At 70.5% G+C, this 15,381-nt stretch carries 17 protein-coding genes; 8 read left to right on the forward strand and 9 right to left on the reverse strand.

Features of this window, described 5'->3' with window-relative positions:
- Positions 1-7: 7 nt before the first annotated feature.
- On the reverse strand, positions 8-1,003 hold the full coding sequence (locus OG984_RS08645) for a hypothetical protein (protein WP_328531180.1): 996 nt from the start codon (positions 1,001-1,003) through the stop codon (positions 8-10).
- A 114-nt stretch (positions 1,004-1,117) separates the two neighbouring features.
- Between OG984_RS08645 and OG984_RS08650 the strand changes: the two genes are divergently transcribed.
- On the forward strand, positions 1,118-1,756 hold the full coding sequence (locus tag OG984_RS08650) for a TetR/AcrR family transcriptional regulator (protein WP_328531181.1): 639 nt from the start codon (positions 1,118-1,120) through the stop codon (positions 1,754-1,756).
- On the opposite strand, the gene OG984_RS08655 is transcribed toward OG984_RS08650, so the two are convergent.
- The 6 genes from OG984_RS08655 to OG984_RS08680 form a co-directional block, all read right to left on the reverse strand.
- Positions 1,720-2,226, reverse strand: a complete 507-nt coding sequence (locus OG984_RS08655; protein ID WP_328531182.1) for a hypothetical protein — start codon at positions 2,224-2,226, stop codon at positions 1,720-1,722. The genes OG984_RS08650 and OG984_RS08655 overlap by 37 nt on opposite strands.
- Positions 2,223-3,083 (reverse strand): dihydropteroate synthase, encoded by an 861-nt coding sequence (gene folP / locus OG984_RS08660; RefSeq protein ID WP_328531183.1) that lies wholly within the window; start codon positions 3,081-3,083, stop codon positions 2,223-2,225. The genes OG984_RS08655 and folP overlap by 4 nt, the downstream gene beginning before the upstream one ends.
- Positions 3,083-3,997, reverse strand: coding sequence for a glucosyl-3-phosphoglycerate synthase (locus tag OG984_RS08665; RefSeq protein WP_328531184.1), 915 nt, complete (start codon positions 3,995-3,997; stop codon positions 3,083-3,085). The genes folP and OG984_RS08665 overlap by 1 nt, the downstream gene beginning before the upstream one ends.
- A gap of 66 nt (positions 3,998-4,063) precedes the next feature.
- The gene (locus OG984_RS08670; protein WP_328531185.1) at positions 4,064-4,576 is read right to left on the reverse strand and encodes a DUF3830 family protein; all 513 of its coding nucleotides are present in this window, start codon (positions 4,574-4,576) and stop codon (positions 4,064-4,066) included.
- The gene (locus tag OG984_RS08675; RefSeq protein WP_328531186.1) at positions 4,573-5,994 is read right to left on the reverse strand and encodes an amidase; all 1,422 of its coding nucleotides are present in this window, start codon (positions 5,992-5,994) and stop codon (positions 4,573-4,575) included. Before OG984_RS08675 ends, OG984_RS08670 begins: the two co-directional genes overlap by 4 nt.
- Complete coding sequence (locus tag OG984_RS08680) at positions 5,991-6,986, reverse strand: D-2-hydroxyacid dehydrogenase (protein ID WP_328531187.1); 996 nt, start codon at positions 6,984-6,986, stop codon at positions 5,991-5,993. Before OG984_RS08680 ends, OG984_RS08675 begins: the two co-directional genes overlap by 4 nt.
- A 95-nt stretch (positions 6,987-7,081) precedes the next feature.
- On the opposite strand from OG984_RS08680, the gene OG984_RS08685 reads away from it, so the two are divergent.
- From OG984_RS08685 to OG984_RS08700, 4 genes are all read left to right on the forward strand, one after another.
- A complete protein-coding gene (locus OG984_RS08685; protein ID WP_328531188.1) occupies positions 7,082-7,792 on the forward strand; it encodes a maleate cis-trans isomerase family protein in 711 nt (236 codons plus the stop codon).
- Positions 7,789-8,508: a maleate cis-trans isomerase family protein gene (locus OG984_RS08690; RefSeq protein ID WP_328531189.1), complete on the forward strand. Its 720-nt coding sequence runs from the start codon at positions 7,789-7,791 to the stop codon at positions 8,506-8,508. Before OG984_RS08685 ends, OG984_RS08690 begins: the two co-directional genes overlap by 4 nt.
- Positions 8,509-8,678: 170 nt before the next feature.
- On the forward strand, positions 8,679-10,049 hold the full coding sequence (locus tag OG984_RS08695) for an MFS transporter (protein WP_328531190.1): 1,371 nt from the start codon (positions 8,679-8,681) through the stop codon (positions 10,047-10,049).
- Between the two features lie 166 nt (positions 10,050-10,215).
- Positions 10,216-10,872 carry a GntR family transcriptional regulator gene (locus OG984_RS08700; RefSeq protein WP_328531191.1) on the forward strand — a complete coding sequence of 219 codons (657 nt, stop codon included), beginning with the start codon at positions 10,216-10,218 and terminating at the stop codon, positions 10,870-10,872.
- Between the two features lie 20 nt (positions 10,873-10,892).
- Here the strand turns inward: OG984_RS08700 and OG984_RS08705 are convergent, their stop codons facing one another.
- Complete coding sequence (locus OG984_RS08705; RefSeq protein ID WP_328531192.1) at positions 10,893-12,359, reverse strand: NAD-dependent succinate-semialdehyde dehydrogenase; 1,467 nt, start codon at positions 12,357-12,359, stop codon at positions 10,893-10,895.
- 107 nt (positions 12,360-12,466) lie between these two features.
- Here OG984_RS08705 and OG984_RS08710 point away from each other — a divergent pair, with 107 nt between their 5' ends.
- Genes OG984_RS08710 through OG984_RS08720 form a run of 3 tightly spaced genes read left to right on the forward strand, consistent with a single transcriptional unit; the run spans position 12,467 to position 14,620 of the window.
- Positions 12,467-13,720, forward strand: coding sequence for an aspartate aminotransferase family protein (locus tag OG984_RS08710; RefSeq protein WP_328531193.1), 1,254 nt, complete (start codon positions 12,467-12,469; stop codon positions 13,718-13,720).
- Positions 13,721-13,737: 17 nt separating this feature from the next.
- Positions 13,738-13,932: a hypothetical protein gene (locus OG984_RS08715; RefSeq protein WP_328531194.1), complete on the forward strand. Its 195-nt coding sequence runs from the start codon at positions 13,738-13,740 to the stop codon at positions 13,930-13,932.
- A gap of 40 nt (positions 13,933-13,972) precedes the next feature.
- The gene (locus OG984_RS08720) at positions 13,973-14,620 is read left to right on the forward strand and encodes a GNAT family N-acetyltransferase (protein ID WP_328531195.1); all 648 of its coding nucleotides are present in this window, start codon (positions 13,973-13,975) and stop codon (positions 14,618-14,620) included.
- Between the two features lie 7 nt (positions 14,621-14,627).
- Here the strand turns inward: OG984_RS08720 and OG984_RS08725 are convergent, their stop codons facing one another.
- Positions 14,628-15,380, reverse strand: a complete 753-nt coding sequence (locus OG984_RS08725; RefSeq protein ID WP_328531196.1) for a DoxX family protein — start codon at positions 15,378-15,380, stop codon at positions 14,628-14,630.
- Between the last annotated feature and the right edge of the window lies 1 nt (position 15,381).

Consider the following 15,381-nt stretch of genomic DNA (forward strand, 5'->3'; position numbering starts at 1 on the left):
TCTATTACTACCGTGCCACGGCGTCCAGGTCACGCTCGGTCCGCTGGGTGCTCTCGGCCTCGGCGCTGCCCTTCTCGCGGTGCGGGAGCACGGTCAGGAGCAGGCCGACCCCGGCCCAGCAGGCCAGGACGATGAGCGGCGTGGCGGTGCCCGCGCCGTCGAAGAAGGAGAAGCCGCGCAGCGCCGACCCGGCCGCGCCCGGGGGCATCAGCTGACCGAGCCAGCCGAACGGCACCATCTCCGGTGCGGAGGTGATCCCGGAGAGCGGGTTGCCGACCAGCAGGATGAGCAGGGCGACGATGCCCACGCCTGCGGTGCCGATGAGGTGCCGCAGCCCGACGATCGGGAGCGCGACGGCGAGGATGCCGAGGGCGACGACGCCGGCGTTGGCCAGGTAGCTGCCCTCCAGGGCGCCGAGCCAGCCCTGGACCACGCCGGTCATCGCGAGACCGCCACCGATCGCGATCAGGAAGGCGGCCGCGACCCGGTCGCGGGTGCGCGTCAGCACCAGAGAGGTGATGGCGCCGGCCATGATGCCACCGATGACCAGCGGCAGCGCCGAGGCACCGAAGACGACGCCGCGCGGGTCGTCCTCCGCGCTGGCCACGACATCGGTCACCTGGGGCGGGGTGCCGGTCTCGGCACCCATGGCGGCGGCCATCTGGGTGAGCTGTTGGGCGACGTTGGCACTGGCGGCCGAGGCGACCAGCACCTCCTGGCCCGCGGGACCGACGACGATCGCGCCGTACGCCTCCCGGTCCTCGATCGCATCCACCGCCTCCTCACGGTCGGCGACGGCAGTGATGTCGAAGGCGTCCTCCCCCGCGTTGGCGGCCAGCTGGGTCTCGATCTGGGTGACCGCGGCCTCGGGGCCGGCGACGACCAACGGCAGGGATCTCGGCTCGAGCTCGCTGGTGGGCCAGGCGAACGCGGAGATGAGCAGCGTGAGCAAGGTGACCAGACCGAGGCTGACCCCGATCACGGCTTTCACTGACTTGGGCATATCGGCTTCCTTCTTAAAAAAACGAATGTTCATTCTCTTTGAGGGTCACTCTCCTCCGTCTCGCCGGATTTATCAAGAATGAATGTTCGTTTTCTTTTGAGGTATGCTTCCGCCATGCCGAAGATCAGCGAGGAGCACCGCGCCGAGAAGCGCCAGCAGATCATCGCGGCGACGCTGCGCTGCGTGGAGCGTGACGGCTTCCACAAGACGACGATGGCCGCGGTCGTCAAGGAGTCCGGCCTGTCCGCAGGTTCGGTCTACACCTACTTCCGCGGCAAGAGCGACATCATCCGTGCGATCGCCGAGTCAGGCCTGACGACCATCGCAGAGGCGATCACCCGGTTCACCCCGGATCCGGCCTCCGGAGCGGCCGCTCCCCCGCCGGAGCTGGCGATCGAGGCCGCGACCCAGCACCTCCTCGACCTCTCCGAGGAGCTCGGCGTCGACCTCCCCAAGATCGCCCTGCAGACCTGGGCCGAGGCCGCCCGTGACCCCGAGGTCCGCGAGCTGATGGCGCCCGAGGCGCGGCGGATCCGCGGCGCCTGGCGCACCTACGCCGAGGCCGCCATCGCGGCCGGCCGGTTCCGCCCGGACGCCGATCCCGAGGGCATCGCGATGGTCCTCACCGGCCTGCTGCCCGGCTTCATCCTGCAGCGGCTCATGCTGGGCGACGTGACCCCGAAGGTCTACGCCGCCGGTCTCACCGACCTGCTGGACTACCCGGCCCGAGCCGCCCAGCGGGCCACCCAGTAACGCACCCCGTAGGGGTCGTCGTCGTAGTCGACCGCCACCGTCCCGACGCCACGCAGCAGGCCGGCCGCCTCCACGATCGGGCCGACGTCGGCCCACAGCTCCTCGGCCAGGCCGAGATCGAGCGCGCCGAGCGCCTCGGGATCGGGCGCGGCCAACGCCTTGCCGAGCACGTCGTCGAAGTCGGCGGCTCGTGGGTCGAGGTGGCCGGGCGCCTTCTCGCTGCGGCGGGCCGAGCCGTTCCCGACGATGAGGTACGCCGCCTCCTCGTCCGTCACCGGCACCGCACCGACCTCGGCCAGCAGGGCCGCGGCGACGCGGGCGCCCTGCGCACCGGCGATCACGCGTACGTCCTCGCCCAGCCAGGCCACCGCGGCCAGGCAGGCGGAGCGGAGCTCGTCGACGGGGTCGTCGAGCGAGGCGTACTCCGGCAGCAGGGCCAGGCATCCTGGAACCAGCGCCACTCGCGTCACTGCAGCCCCCTGATCGCTCGCGCCGGACGACGGCGTCCGGCGATCGTCCAGACCATGTCGACGGTCTGCCGGGTCTCGATGACCTGGTGGACCCGGTAGATGCGTGCCCCGGCCATCGCGCAGACCGACGTCGCGGCCAGGGTGCCGAGGAGACGCTCACCGACCGGCAGGTCGAGGGTCTCCCCCACGAAGTCCTTGTTGGAGAGCGAGACCAGCACCGGCCAGCCGGTCTCGACCATCTCTCCCAGTCGGCGGGTGATCTCCAGGGAGTGGAAGGTGTTCTTCCCGAAGTCGTGGGCGGGATCGATCACGATCGAGTCCTTGGCCACGCCGGCGTCGAGGGCGCGCTGGGCGTAGGCCAGGGTCGAGTCGATCGCGTCGCGGACGACGTCGTCGTACTCGACCCGGTAGGGCCTCGTCCGCGGCGTCACACCGCCGGTGTGGGTGCAGACGATCGCGGCACCGTGGGCGGCCGCGACATCGACGAGCTCCGGGTCGGCACCGCCCCAGGCATCGTTGATCAGGTCGGCACCGGCCGCGCACACCGCGTCGCCGACCTCGGCGCGCCAGGTGTCGACCGAGATCACCAGCGCCGGGAACTCCTCACGCACCCGGGCGACGAAGTCGACCACCCGGGCCTTCTCCTCCGCGACGTCGATCTCGGCGCCAGGGGCCGCCTTGATCCCGCCGATGTCGACGATCTCAGCGCCCTGGGAGGCGACCAGACGTACGCGCTCGAAGGCCGCGTCCTCGGCCCAGGTCGCTCCCTTGTCGAAGAACGAGTCCGGGGTGCGGTTGACGATCGCCATCATGAGCGCTTCGTCATCGCCGAAGTCGTGTCGTCCGAGGCGCAGCATCAGGCGACCATACCGCCCGGGCCGTCACTCAGTGGCGGCCGCTCCAGGAGGCTCACGCTCCGGTCGAGCACCTTGGTGGAGCCGTCGATCGGGATGTACTGCCGCATCTCGACGTCGTCGCCCGCCGGACCGGTGCCGAGGCGACGCGACATCATGCCCACGATCTGGGTCGCCATCAGGCCGAGGTCGAAGAGATCCTGGTGGCTGTGGTCCCGCTGGCCGAGGTCGACCTGCGCGATCGCGTCCATCCCCCGGGTGTCCAGGGTGTCGACGAGCGCGGCCAGCTCCACGCCGTAGCCGGTCGGGACCCGCAGCCGCTCGAACAGCGAGCGGCGGATCGACCACTCCCCCGCCAGCGGCTGGATCAGGTCGCGCAGCGGCCGGCGGTGCAGGGCCAGCAACGGGCGGGCGACGAGCTCGGTGACCCGGCCGCCGTCGAGACCGTGCTCCCCCGGGCGCCGGTAGAAGCCCTTGACCAGCTCGATCGTCGGATTGTTGACAAGGGGGCCGACCAGGCCGCGTACGAAATGGGTGTCCCAGTCGGTCAGGTCGGCGTCCATGAAGACGATGAGCTCGCCGGTGGTCACGAACTGCGACTTCCACATCGCCTCGCCCTTGCCGGGGTAGGAGCCGAGATCGGGCCGGATCTCGGCCGAGGCGTAGACGTCGGCGCCCGCGTCCGAGGCGATCCGCGCGGTCTCGTCGGAGGAGTCGGAGTCGATGACGACGAGCTCGTCGACCAGGTCGGAGGTCTCCATCAGGCTGGTGCGCAGGGTGGTGACCAGGTCGCCGACGGTCGCGGCCTCGTTACGCGCCGGGACCACGAGGCTGACCCGCTGCCCCTGTTTCGCCTCGACGAGCTCGGCCAGCGACCAGTCGTCCCAGTGATGGGTGTTGCGCTCCAACCAAGACATGCCCAAACCCTATCGACGGAAACCCAGACACCTGACCGATACCCGATCCGTCCGGCTCCCAGTCGCCTAGGGCGCGTCCTCGTGCGAGCGCGCGAAGGTGAGGACCTCGTCGGTGGCACCGTTCATCCAGACGTCCTGGCAGGCCTGCGCCATCTCCTCGAGACCGTCGACGACGGTGCCGAAGACGTTGCCCGGCACCCATCCCTGGTCGCCGTTGATGAGCAGGTTGTTGCGGCCGTAGAAGAGGGCGAGGTCGACGATCTCGGTCATCGCCCCGGGCCCGCGGTCCTCCGGGTAGCCGTAGGACGGGTTGCCGAGGTCGTCGGAGGAGAACGCGAAGTAGCACAGGTCCCCGGGGATCGGCGTGACCGTGGTGTTCTCCTTGCCCGGCTCCTTCGCGGCGAAGGCTGGGACCAGGTGGTAGATCTCGTTGCGGGCGTACTTGCCGTGGAAGACCTGGCCGCTGAGCGGCAGCGCGTCCCAGACGGCGCCCGCGGTGCGTGGTGCCTCCTCGTCGAGGAGCCGTGCGAGGCAGGAGACCCCTCGTCGTTCCAGAGTGACGGTGATGTAGCGGCTCATCGGGCTCCTCGAGGATTGTCGACAGGTCGGGCGAACAGCTCACCGCTGGCGCGCTCGTACGCCCGCGCCGCTCGCAGCACTCGGGCGTCGTCGTGGCGGGCGCCGACGATCTGGAGTCCGACCGGCAGCCCGGCGTCGGTGGTGCCGCACGGCACGCTCGCCGCCGGCTGCTGGGTCATGTTGAAGGGATAGGTGTAGGGCGTCCAGCTCGGCCACCATTGCGAGGGCCACCCCTGCGGCGCCTGCAGGCCCCGCTCGAAGGCGGTGATCGGCATCGTCGGCGTGACCAGCAGGTCGTACGTCTCGTGGAACCGCCCCATCAGCCGGCCCAGGTCCATCCGGACGGCGGTGGCATCGAGGTAGTCGGCGGCGGAGCCACGGCCCTTGGTCTCGATGCCTTCGCGCAGCAGCGGGTCGATCCGGTCGATCGCGCCGGCCGGGTAGGCGTCGATGACCTTGCCGGCGCCGCAGAACCAGAGCACCTCGAAGGCCTCGACCGGGTCGGCGAAGCCGGGGTCGATCTCCTCGACCACAGCCCCCTCGGACTCCAGGACGGCGACCGCCGCGCGGACCAGCCGTTCGACCTCGGGGTCGTTCTTCACGTACCCGAGCGTGGGCGAGAACGCGACCCGCAGCCCCTCGACTCCCCCGTCCAGGCCGGTCAGGAAGGAGGCCGTGGGTGTCGGCATCGCGGACCAGTCGCGCGAGTCGAAGCCGGCGATCACGTCGAGCAGGGCGGCGGCGTCTCGCACCGTCCTGGTCATCGGGCCGGCGTGGGAGAGCGTGCCGAACGGGCTGGCCGGGTAGAGCGGCACCAGGCCGTAGGTCGGCTTGATCGTCACGGTGCCTGTGAACGATGCCGGGATCCTGACCGAGCCGCCGCCGTCGGTGCCGAGCGCCCAGGGGCCCATGCCGAGGCCGACCGCCGTGGCGGCGCCGCCACTGGAGCCGCCCGAGGTGAGACCGGGGTCCCAGGGGTTGCCGGTCGAGCCGTGGCGCAGCGAGTCGGTGACGCCCTTCCAGGCGAACTCCGGAGTCGTCGTCTTCCCGGTGATCACGGCACCGGCCTCACGTAGCCGCGCGACGGCGGGCGCGTCCTCCGGCCAGGGCCCGGCCTCGTCGATGAGCCAGGTGCCGCGGATTGTCGGCAATCCTGCAGTCCACAGGATGTCCTTGACCGAGGTCGGTACGCCGTCTGCACTGCCGAGCGGACGCCCCGCACGCCACCGCTCGGTGGACGCGGTCGCCTGCGCCAGCGCCCCGTCCGGCTCGACGCGGACGAACGCGTTCACCGCAGGGTCGCGCTCCTCGATCGTGTCGAGGACCGACCGGGTTGCGTCGAGCGGCGTGAAGGCACCCGAGCGGTAACCGGCCACGAGCTCGGCAGCGGTCAGGGTGCTGAGGCCGGGCTCGGTCATGCCTGCTCCCCCTTCTCCGCGACGACGAAGCCGTGCTGCTTGTCGACGACGTTCAGCAGCGGCTCACCGCTCAGCCAGCGCCCGGCGTTGTCGACGAACTGACGCGCCAGCGCCTCCCGCCAGCCTTCGTAGTCGCCGGACATGTGGGCCGAGACCGCGACTCCCGGCATGGTCCAGAGGGGGCTGTCGTGCGGGAGCGGCTCGACCTCGAAGACGTCGAGCGACGCCGCCTCGAGCGGGCCGTCCCGGAGCGCCGAGACGAGCGCTTCCTCGTCGACGATCGGCCCGCGGCCGACGTTGACGAGATGGCTGCCAGGCTTCATCGCCGCGAGTACGTCCTTGCTGATCAGACCCCGGGTCTCGGCGGTCAGCGGCGCCGTCACGACGACGTGGTCCGCCCAGCCGACATGGGCCGTCAGGTCGACGCTCGCGACGACCTCGCCGAAGTCGGGATCACCGCCGCGGGCGCTGCGACCGGCGCCACGTACGTCCATCCCGACCGCACGCAGCAGCCGGGCCGTCTCACGGCCGATCGCGCCGGTGCCGACGACGAGCGCGGTCTCGGTGCTGATCAGCCGGGTCTCGCGGCGACGCCAGGTGCGGGCGGCCTGCAGGTCGTGGCTGTGGTGGATGTCCTTGGCCACGGCCAGGATCGAGCCGAGCACGAACTCGGCCATCGCCCGGTCGAAGATGCCGCGGGCGTTGGTGACCACGACGTCGGAGTCCACCAGCTCGGGGAAGAGCAGCTTGTCGACCCCAGCGGCGGCGACGTGGATCCAGCGCAACGAGTCGGCGCTCGGCCAGGCGTCGCGGACGGCCTCGGAGAAGTAGTCCCACAGCAGGAGCGCCTCCGCTCCGCGGAGCGCGTCGGCGAGACCGGCGGCATCGGTGTAGGTGACCTCGGCGGCGGCCTCGACACTCTCCATCCCGGTGGGTCTTCCGCCGTCAGGCGGGCAGAGGATCGTGATCGCGGGGCGCCGGGACGTCTCCAAGAAAAATCCTCCGTCGCATCGACACACCTCCGCAACAATCCGAGACTACGCTAGGAGGGCAGTTTGCAGATTGTCAACAATCCTAGCGAGGTGCGATGTCCCCGACGGTACGCATCGCCGTGGTAGTTCCGCATGACATGGTGCTCGACCACGAGCTGTGGCGCTGGGCCCCGGCCGACACCACTCTGCTCTTCAACCGGACGCCCTTCACCGACCGTGCGGTCACCCTGGAGATGGCCGAGGAGATCAGCGAGACCGCGGTCGTCGAGCAGGCCGTGCGCGACCTGTCGGCCGCCGAGCCCCACGTCTACGTCTATGCCTGCACCTCGGGCAGCTTCGTCCACGGCCGGCACGGCGAACGCCGGCTGACCGCCGCGATGCGCCGCGCCGGCGGTGCTCCCGCGGTCACCACCTCCGGTGCCGTGCTGGAGTCGCTCGCCGCACTGCACGTCTCGCGGGTCGCGGTCGCCACCCCCTACGACGCCACGCTCGCCGCTCGGTTCGCCAGCTTCCTCGCCGACGCCGGGATCGCCGTGGTGAGCGCGGGCGACCTCGGGCTGAGCCACCACATCTGGGAGGTTCCCTACGAGGCCACGCTGGAGCTGGTGCGGGCAGCCGACACCGACGCGGCCGAGGCGGTCGTCGTCTCGTGCACCAATCTGGCGACGTACGCCATCATCGGCCGGCTCGAGGCCGACCTCGGGAAGCCGGTCGTCTCGGCCAACCGGGCGACCATGGAGGCTGCGCTCCGGCTGGTCGGGCGCACCCCGCCGACCGCCGAGCGCCTGTGGGGGCACGCCTCGTGACCCGGCCGCCGGTCGTCGGGCTGCTCTATCCCGGTTACGCGGCCGAGGACGACTTCCCCGCGCTCGAGAACGCGCTCGGCGGTGCGATCTGGCTACCGCTCGTCCACACCTCCATGGGGCGCGACGAGCACACCGTCGAGGCTCTGCTCGACACCGGCTCCGCGGCCAGGCTCGCCGAGGGCGCCGACGCGATCGCGGTCCACTCCCCCGACGCGGTGATGTGGGCATGCACGTCCGGCAGCTTCGTCTACGGCCGGGACGGCGCCGCGGCCCAGGCGGCCGCGATCAGCGAGCGCTTGGGCGTGCCCGCCTCGTCGACCTCGATCGCGTTCGTCGAGGCGGCCCGGGCGCTCGGGCTCGGGAAGGTCGCTGTCGCCGCCTCCTATCCCGAGGATCTGGCCCGACACTTCCGCACCTTCCTGGCGGCGGGTGGGATCGAGGTCGTCTCCTTCGGCGCCAGCGGGATCTTCACCGCCGTCGACGCAGGCCGCCTGGGCCCGGATGCGGTCCTGGAGATGACCGTGGCTGTCGACGTTCCCGAGGCCGAGGCCGTCCTCGTACCCGACACGGCGGTGCACACGCTGACCTGCATCGATACGCTGGAGAAAGCCGTCGGGAAACCCGTGCTGACGGCCAACCAGGTGACCGTCTGGGAGGGCCTGCGACTCGCCGGGAGCCCCCGCCCCCTGCCACGGCTCGGAGCACTGTTCGGGTAGCCTCGCGGCTTTATGTAAACCTCCCGCCCCACCCTGCGTCACCATCGCCGCGCCCTAGCCAGGGCGCATAGACAGCGCTAACGTGACGAGAATTGTTGACAAACCTACTGTCGACACTGCGGGTCAAAAGCGGTCCCCAGCCATCAATCACACCGAATAGGTGAGAAGAAATGTCCGGAACCCCAACCATCCCCTCCGACGAGGCACAACCCGACAAGTCGAAGCTCCGAAGAGCCATCACGGGCTCAGCGGTCGGCAATGCGACCGAATGGTTCGACTACGGCGCCTTCGCCTATGTCGCGACAGAGATCACCGCCAACTTCTTCCCGGAGTACGGCTTCGCAGGCACGGCTCTGACGTTCGCGATCTCGTTCATCCTGCGACCGCTCGGCGGCCTCTTCTGGGGCCCGCTCGGCGACCGCATCGGACGCCAGCGCGTCCTCGCGATGACGATCATCCTGATGGCGGCCGCCACCTTCCTGGTCGGCTGCCTGCCGACGTACGACTCGGTCGGCATCTGGGCCGTGGTCCTGCTCGTGGTTCTCCGCGTGATCCAGGGATTCTCGACCGGCGGCGAGTACGGCGGCGCCGCGACCTACATGGCCGAGTGCGCACCCGACAAGAAGCGCGGGTTCTACGGCAGCTTCCTCGAGTTCGGCACCATCGTCGGCTTCACCGCCGCCATCGCGGTCGTCTTCACCACCGAGTCGATCATCGGCGACGCGGCGATGACCGAGTGGGGCTGGCGTATCCCGTTCCTGATCGGTGGTCCGATCGGCCTGATCGGCCTCTACATCCGGACCAGGCTCGAGGAGACCCCGGTCTTCCAGGAGCTCGAGACGCAGGACGCCGTCGAGGGCGGTGCGGGAGCCGCGCTGAAGGACCTCTTCGCGCTGTTCTGGAAGCCGATCCTCACGCTGATCGGCCTGGTCGCCGCGCTCAACATCGCCAACTACACCCTCCTCGCCTATATGGCGACCTACCTGCAGGAGGAAGCCGGGTTCAGCAGCGCCGACGCCGACCTGCTGGTCATCTTCGGGCAGATCGCGATGTTGATCTTCCTGCCGATCGCCGGAGCACTCTCGGACCGGGTCGGCCGCAAGCCGATGTGGGGTGGCTCCTTCATCGGGCTGATCGTGCTGTCGGTCCCGATGCTCCTCCTGATCGGCCAGGGCTTCTGGCCGGCCGTCCTCGGGTTCACCGTGCTGGGCATCGTCTACGTCGCCCAGCTGGCGACGATCTCGGCGACCTTCCCGGCGATGTTCCCCTCGCAGGTGCGCTACGGCGGGATGGCGATCGGCTACAACATCTCCACCGCCGCCTTCGGCGGCACGGCCCTGTACGTCAACAACGCGCTGATCGGCGCCACCGGCGACGTGCTGATGCCGGCCTACTACATGATCGCCGGATCGGTGGTCGGTCTGATCGCGCTGTTCTTCGTCGTCGAGACGGCGGGCAAGTCGATCCGGGGCACCGAGATCCCGGGTACGCCGGAGTCCGAGGCCGAGCTCGCCGAGCTCGACAAGGCCCAGACCCTCTGATCGGCGACTGCTGACGAGCGGGCCGGGGCGCGTCATTCGTGCCCGGCCCGCTCGCTGGTCTTTCCGCCCCGCATGCGTGGCCACATGCAATGATTGTCAACAATCAGAACTCTTTCTCGGTGACCCATCGGAGACCACGTTGACAGTGACATCGAGCTTCGAACCCGTGCACAGAGAGTCGACTGCCTCGGTCATCGCTCGCCAGCTGCGCACGGCGATCATGGAGCGCACCCTGCAGCCCGGTGCGCAGCTGAGCGAGACCGCGCTCTCGGCCCAGTTCGGCGTGAGCCGCGGGCCGCTGCGCGAGGCCATGCAGCGCCTGGTCCAGGAGGGCCTGCTCCGCAGCGAGCCCAACCGTGGGCTCTTCGTGATCGAGCTCGACGAAGCCGACATCCGAGACATCTACGTGGCGCGGGCCGCGGTCGAGGGTGCCGCCGCCACGATGATCGCCCGGGCGCAGGTTCCCGCGGCGCTGCGCGAGCTCCGCGCGGCCTGCGAGGCGATGACCAAGTCCCTCGAGCTGGGTGACCCGGCGGCGCTGAGCGACGCCGACTTCCACTTCCACGACGTGCTGGTGCAGTGCTCCGGGAGCCGACGCCTGGCCCGGATGCACCAGACCCTGATCGTCGAGACCCGGATGTGCCTGACCGCGCTGGAGGGCACCTACCAGCAGCCGCTCGAGCTCGTCGAGGAGCACAACCAGATCGTCGACGCCATCGAGGCCGGCGACGTGAAGCTGACCCTCAAGCGCGTCGAGCAGCACATGGACGAGGCGCTACGGCGCCTCATCCACGCCGAGGACAACGACCCGGGCTACGTCTAGCCGCCCGGATCAGGTCCCGGTCACATCGCGATCCCGACGTACTTGGTCTCGAGGAACTCCTCGATCCCGGTACGCCCGCCCTCCCGCCCCAGCCCCGAGGCCTTGACGCCACCGAAGGGCGCGGCGGGGTTGGAGACCACACCCTGGTTGAGCCCGACCATCCCGGACTCGAGCGCCTCGGCGACCCTCAGCCCACGGCGCAGGTCGTTGGTGAAGACGTAGTTCACCAGGCCGTACTCCGTGTCGTTGACCGCCGCGACGACCTCGTCCTCGGTGTCGAACGGGGTCAGCGGCGCGACCGGGCCGAAGATCTCCTCGCTGGCCATCCGCGCGGAGACCGGCACGCCGGTCAGCACGGTCGGCGGGTAGAAGTAGCCGGGCCCGTCCGGGGCGGTGCCTCCGGTCAGCACCCGCGCGCCACCGGCCACCGCGTCGTCGACGAGGGTCTGCACCTTCTCCCTGGCGGTCTCGTCGATGAGCGGCCCGACGCGTACGCCTTCCTCGACCCCGCGGCCGACGGGCAGCTCGGACATCGCCTTGGCGAGCCGCTCGCCGAACTCGTCGATGACCGAGCGCTGCACGAAGATCCGGTTGGCGGCCGTGCACGCCTCCCCCGTGTTGCGCATCTTCGCAGCCAGCGCACCCGCGACCGCCTCGTCGATGTCGGCGTCCTCGAAGACGACGAAGCCGGCGTTGCCGCCGAGCTCCATGGAGGTACGCAGCACCTTCTCCGCGCTCTGGGCGAGCAGCACCCGCCCGACCGCCGTGGATCCGGTGAAGGAGAGCTTGCGGATCACCCCGGAGCTCAGCAGCGGCTCGGTCAGCTCCCCGGGCCGGGTCGTCGGCAGGATGTTGACGACCCCGTCGGGCACACCGGCCTCACGCAGGATCTCCCCCAGCGCCAGCATCGAGAGCGGCGTCTGCTGGGCGGGCTTGATGATGCTGGTGCAGCCGGCCGCGATCGCCGGCCCGATCTTGCGCGTCCCCATCGCCATCGGGAAGTTCCACGGGGTGATCAGCAGCGCCGGGCCGACCGGCTGCTTCGTGATCAGGAAGCGGGAGCCGCCGGCGGGCGCGGTCTGGTAGCCGCCCTCGATCCGCACGGCCTCCTCGGCGAAGTGGCGGAAGAACTCCGCGGCGTACGCGATCTCGCCCTTCGCCTCGGCCAGCGGCTTGCCCATCTCGAGGGTCATCAGCAGCGCGAGGTCCTCGATGCGCTCGTGCAGGAGATCGAAGGCGGCCATGAGCATGTCCGCCCGGGCCCGCGGCGCGGTCGCGGCGAACTCCTTCTGCGCACCCGCGGCAGCATCGAGCGCGCGCCGCCCGTCCTCGGCGGTCGCGTCGGCGACCGCGCAGAGCACCTCCCCCGTCGACGGGTCGAGTACGTCGAAGGTGCCGCCGTCGCCGGCATCCACCCACTGACCTGCGACAAGGAGCCCCTTCGGCACCTCTGCCACGACCCGTGCCTCGTTCGGTTCTCCGCCCATCACGCATCAGCCTCCCAGGTCGGCATCCGGCCGTCCGGCTGACAGCCGGCGGACGCTGGCCTAGTGTAGTAGCGGGTCAGATTGTCAACAATCGACAGGAGTCCACGGTGGCCAAGCTCTCCCCCGTCCTCAAGCAGGCAACTCCGGTCGTGGCGGCTCGCGGCGAAGGCGTCCAGCTCTTCGACGAGGACGATCGCCGCTATCTCGACTTCACCGCCGGCATCGGCGTGACCAGCACCGGCCACAGTCATCCGAAGGTCGTCGAGGCGACGCAGCGCCAGATCGCCAAGCTGATCCACGGGCAGTACACGACGGTCAGGCACCGACCGCTCCTCGACCTGGTCGACAGGCTCGGGTCCGTGCTCCCCGACGGCCTCGACAGCCTCTTCTTCGCCAACTCCGGCTCGGAGGCGGCCGAGGCCGCGGTCCGCCTGGCCCGCCAGGCCACCGGCCGGCCCAACATCATCGTCTTCCACGGCGGCTTCCACGGCCGCACCGTCGCAGCCGCCTCGATGACCACCTCGGGCACCAAGTTCCGCGCGGGGTTCAGCCCGCTGATGCCCGGCGTCGTGGTCTCCCCCTTCCCCGACGCGCCCCACTTCGGCTGGCCGCAGGAGCAGGCGACCGAGTTCGCGCTGCGCCAGCTCGACTACACCCTGCAGACCCAGAGCGCTCCGGCCGACACCGCCGCGTTCCTCGTCGAGCCGGTCCTCGGCGAAGGCGGCTACGTACCCGCTGACCGGGCCTTCCTCGACGGTCTGCGCGAGCGTGCCGACAGGCACGGGATCCTGCTCGTCATCGACGAGGTCCAGACCGGTTTCGGCCGCACCGGCGAGTTCTGGGGACACGACCACTTCAACTCCCGGCCCGACATCATCATGACCGCCAAGGGCCTGGCCTCCGGCTTCCCGCTGTCCGCGATCGCGGCGAGCGAGGAGCTGATGTCGAAGGCCTGGCCGGGCTCCCAGGGCGGCACCTACGGTGCCAACGCCGTCGCGTGCGCGGCGGCCCTGGCCACCCTCGACGTCATCGAGGAGGAGGACCTGGTGAAGAACGCCGCCGAGCGCGGCGCCGAGCTCCGCTCCGCCCTGGAGCAGGTCGCGAGCAAGCACGAGGCGATCACCGACGTACGCGGCCTCGGGCTGATGCTCGGCAACGAGTTCCGCACGCCCGACGGCGAGCCCGACGGCGCCACCGCCGCCGCGGCCCAGCAGGAGGCGGCCAGGCGCGGCCTGCTGCTGCTCACCTGCGGCGCCTGGGGCCAGGTCGTGCGGTTCATCCCGGCCCTGGTGGTCGACTCCACTGACATCGACGAGGCCGCCGGCCTCTGGGCCCAGTCCGTCGACGCCGTCCTCGGCTGACCACCCGACCCAGAACGATGACAGACGATCTCGAGCGACTGCTCCGCTGGGAGCAGGCCGGCGCGACCTGGGAGGCGATCTGGCCACGTGCCGGCGAGGTCACCATCGTGCTGTGCACCTGCGACAGCGGCGAGGAGGTCGACCGCTACACCTCGGCGGCTCCCGACCTTCTCGAGTACGTGCGGGACGCCGGCGCCGCCGAGCGGGGATAAGCGGTTGCCCGCGGCACCGGCCAGTCTCGATGATGGCCCGATGACCCTGACCGAGGTGTGGCCGCTGTTCGGCCTGGTGATCCGGACCCCGCGGCTGGAGCTGCGGCTGCCGACCGACGACGAGCTCGCGCGCCTGGCCCAGGTCGCGGCGGACGGCGTGCACGAGCCGAACGAACGGCCGTTCCTGACGCCCTGGGCGGAGCAGCCGCCGCTGGAACGCGCCCGCCACGTGCTGCGCGGAGCCTGGGGCAGCCGGGCCGAGTGGCGGCCCGGCGACTGGAGCCTCGGCCTCACCGTCTTCCTCGATGCACGTCCGATCGGCGTCGTGTGGGTCTCGGCGACCGAGTTCGCCGAGCGCCGCGAGGTGAGCACCACCTCCTGGCTCGGCCTGCCCCACCACCGCCGCGGCTTCGGCACCGAGGCCCGTCTCGGCGCGCTCACCCTGGCCTTCGACATCCTCGGCACCGCCTACGCCACCTCCGAGGCCTTCCCCGACAACGCCGCTTCCGTCGGGGTGTCCAGCAAGCTCGGCTACGAGCCCGACGGCATCTCGCGCGACGTACGCGACGGCGAGGTGCTGGTCTCCCACCGCCTCCGGCTCGGCCGGGAACGGTGGGAGCGCAACGACCGCAGCGGCGTCGAAGTCAGCGGCGTGGAGCCGTGCCTGCCCCTGTTCGGTGCGGCCTAGACACGGCTCAGCGCAGGAAGCAGAACACGAACACGGCCATGCACAGGACCAGCGACAGCGTGGCGTTGAGGAAGAGGTTGCGGCCGATGTCCCGGGCTTGGATGTGTGCGGCCACGGCACACACGAAGTAGACGATCAGGGCCGCACTGGTCAGCGCACCGACGTACGGCACCCACAGCCCGGCGACCAGACCGACGGTGGCGGCGACCTTGACCCACGGCATCACCGGCCACAGCGCCCGCGGCAGCCCGACATCGGTGAAGCACCGGGCGATGAACCCGACCGGCTTGAAGCACATCACCGCGTCGCCGATCTGGATCACCGCGAGCAGCACGACCGGCCACCACGGGTCCGGCAGATCACTGACGTACGCCGACACGGCCCCGCCGAGATCGTCCTGCCCCGCGGCGTACATCCCGGTGACGACTAGGGTGGCCACCGCCAGCGCGAGACCGGCCCCGGCGCGCCCCAGGCTCCGGTCGCCCACCCGCAGGTGCGCGCCGATCGCGAGCACGAAGAAAGCCACGAACCCGGCGGCCGCGACGATCCCGACCGCCGGCACCGCCACGCCGACCAGCAGACCGAGGAAGCCCAGCGCGTAGGACACCCCGATCGGGAAGCTCAACCATTCCAACGGCACCGAGAGCCGTTGGGCCTCGGTCACAGGTATCCGGTGGCCGGTCAGATTGAGGACCGCCCCGCCGAGGGCGGCGACCGAGGCGACGAAGGTCAGAGCGAGATAGGTAGCCGTCATGGTCATC

The organism is Nocardioides sp. NBC_00368 (assembly GCF_036090055.1).
In the GTDB taxonomy this organism is placed as follows: domain Bacteria; phylum Actinomycetota; class Actinomycetes; order Propionibacteriales; family Nocardioidaceae; genus Nocardioides.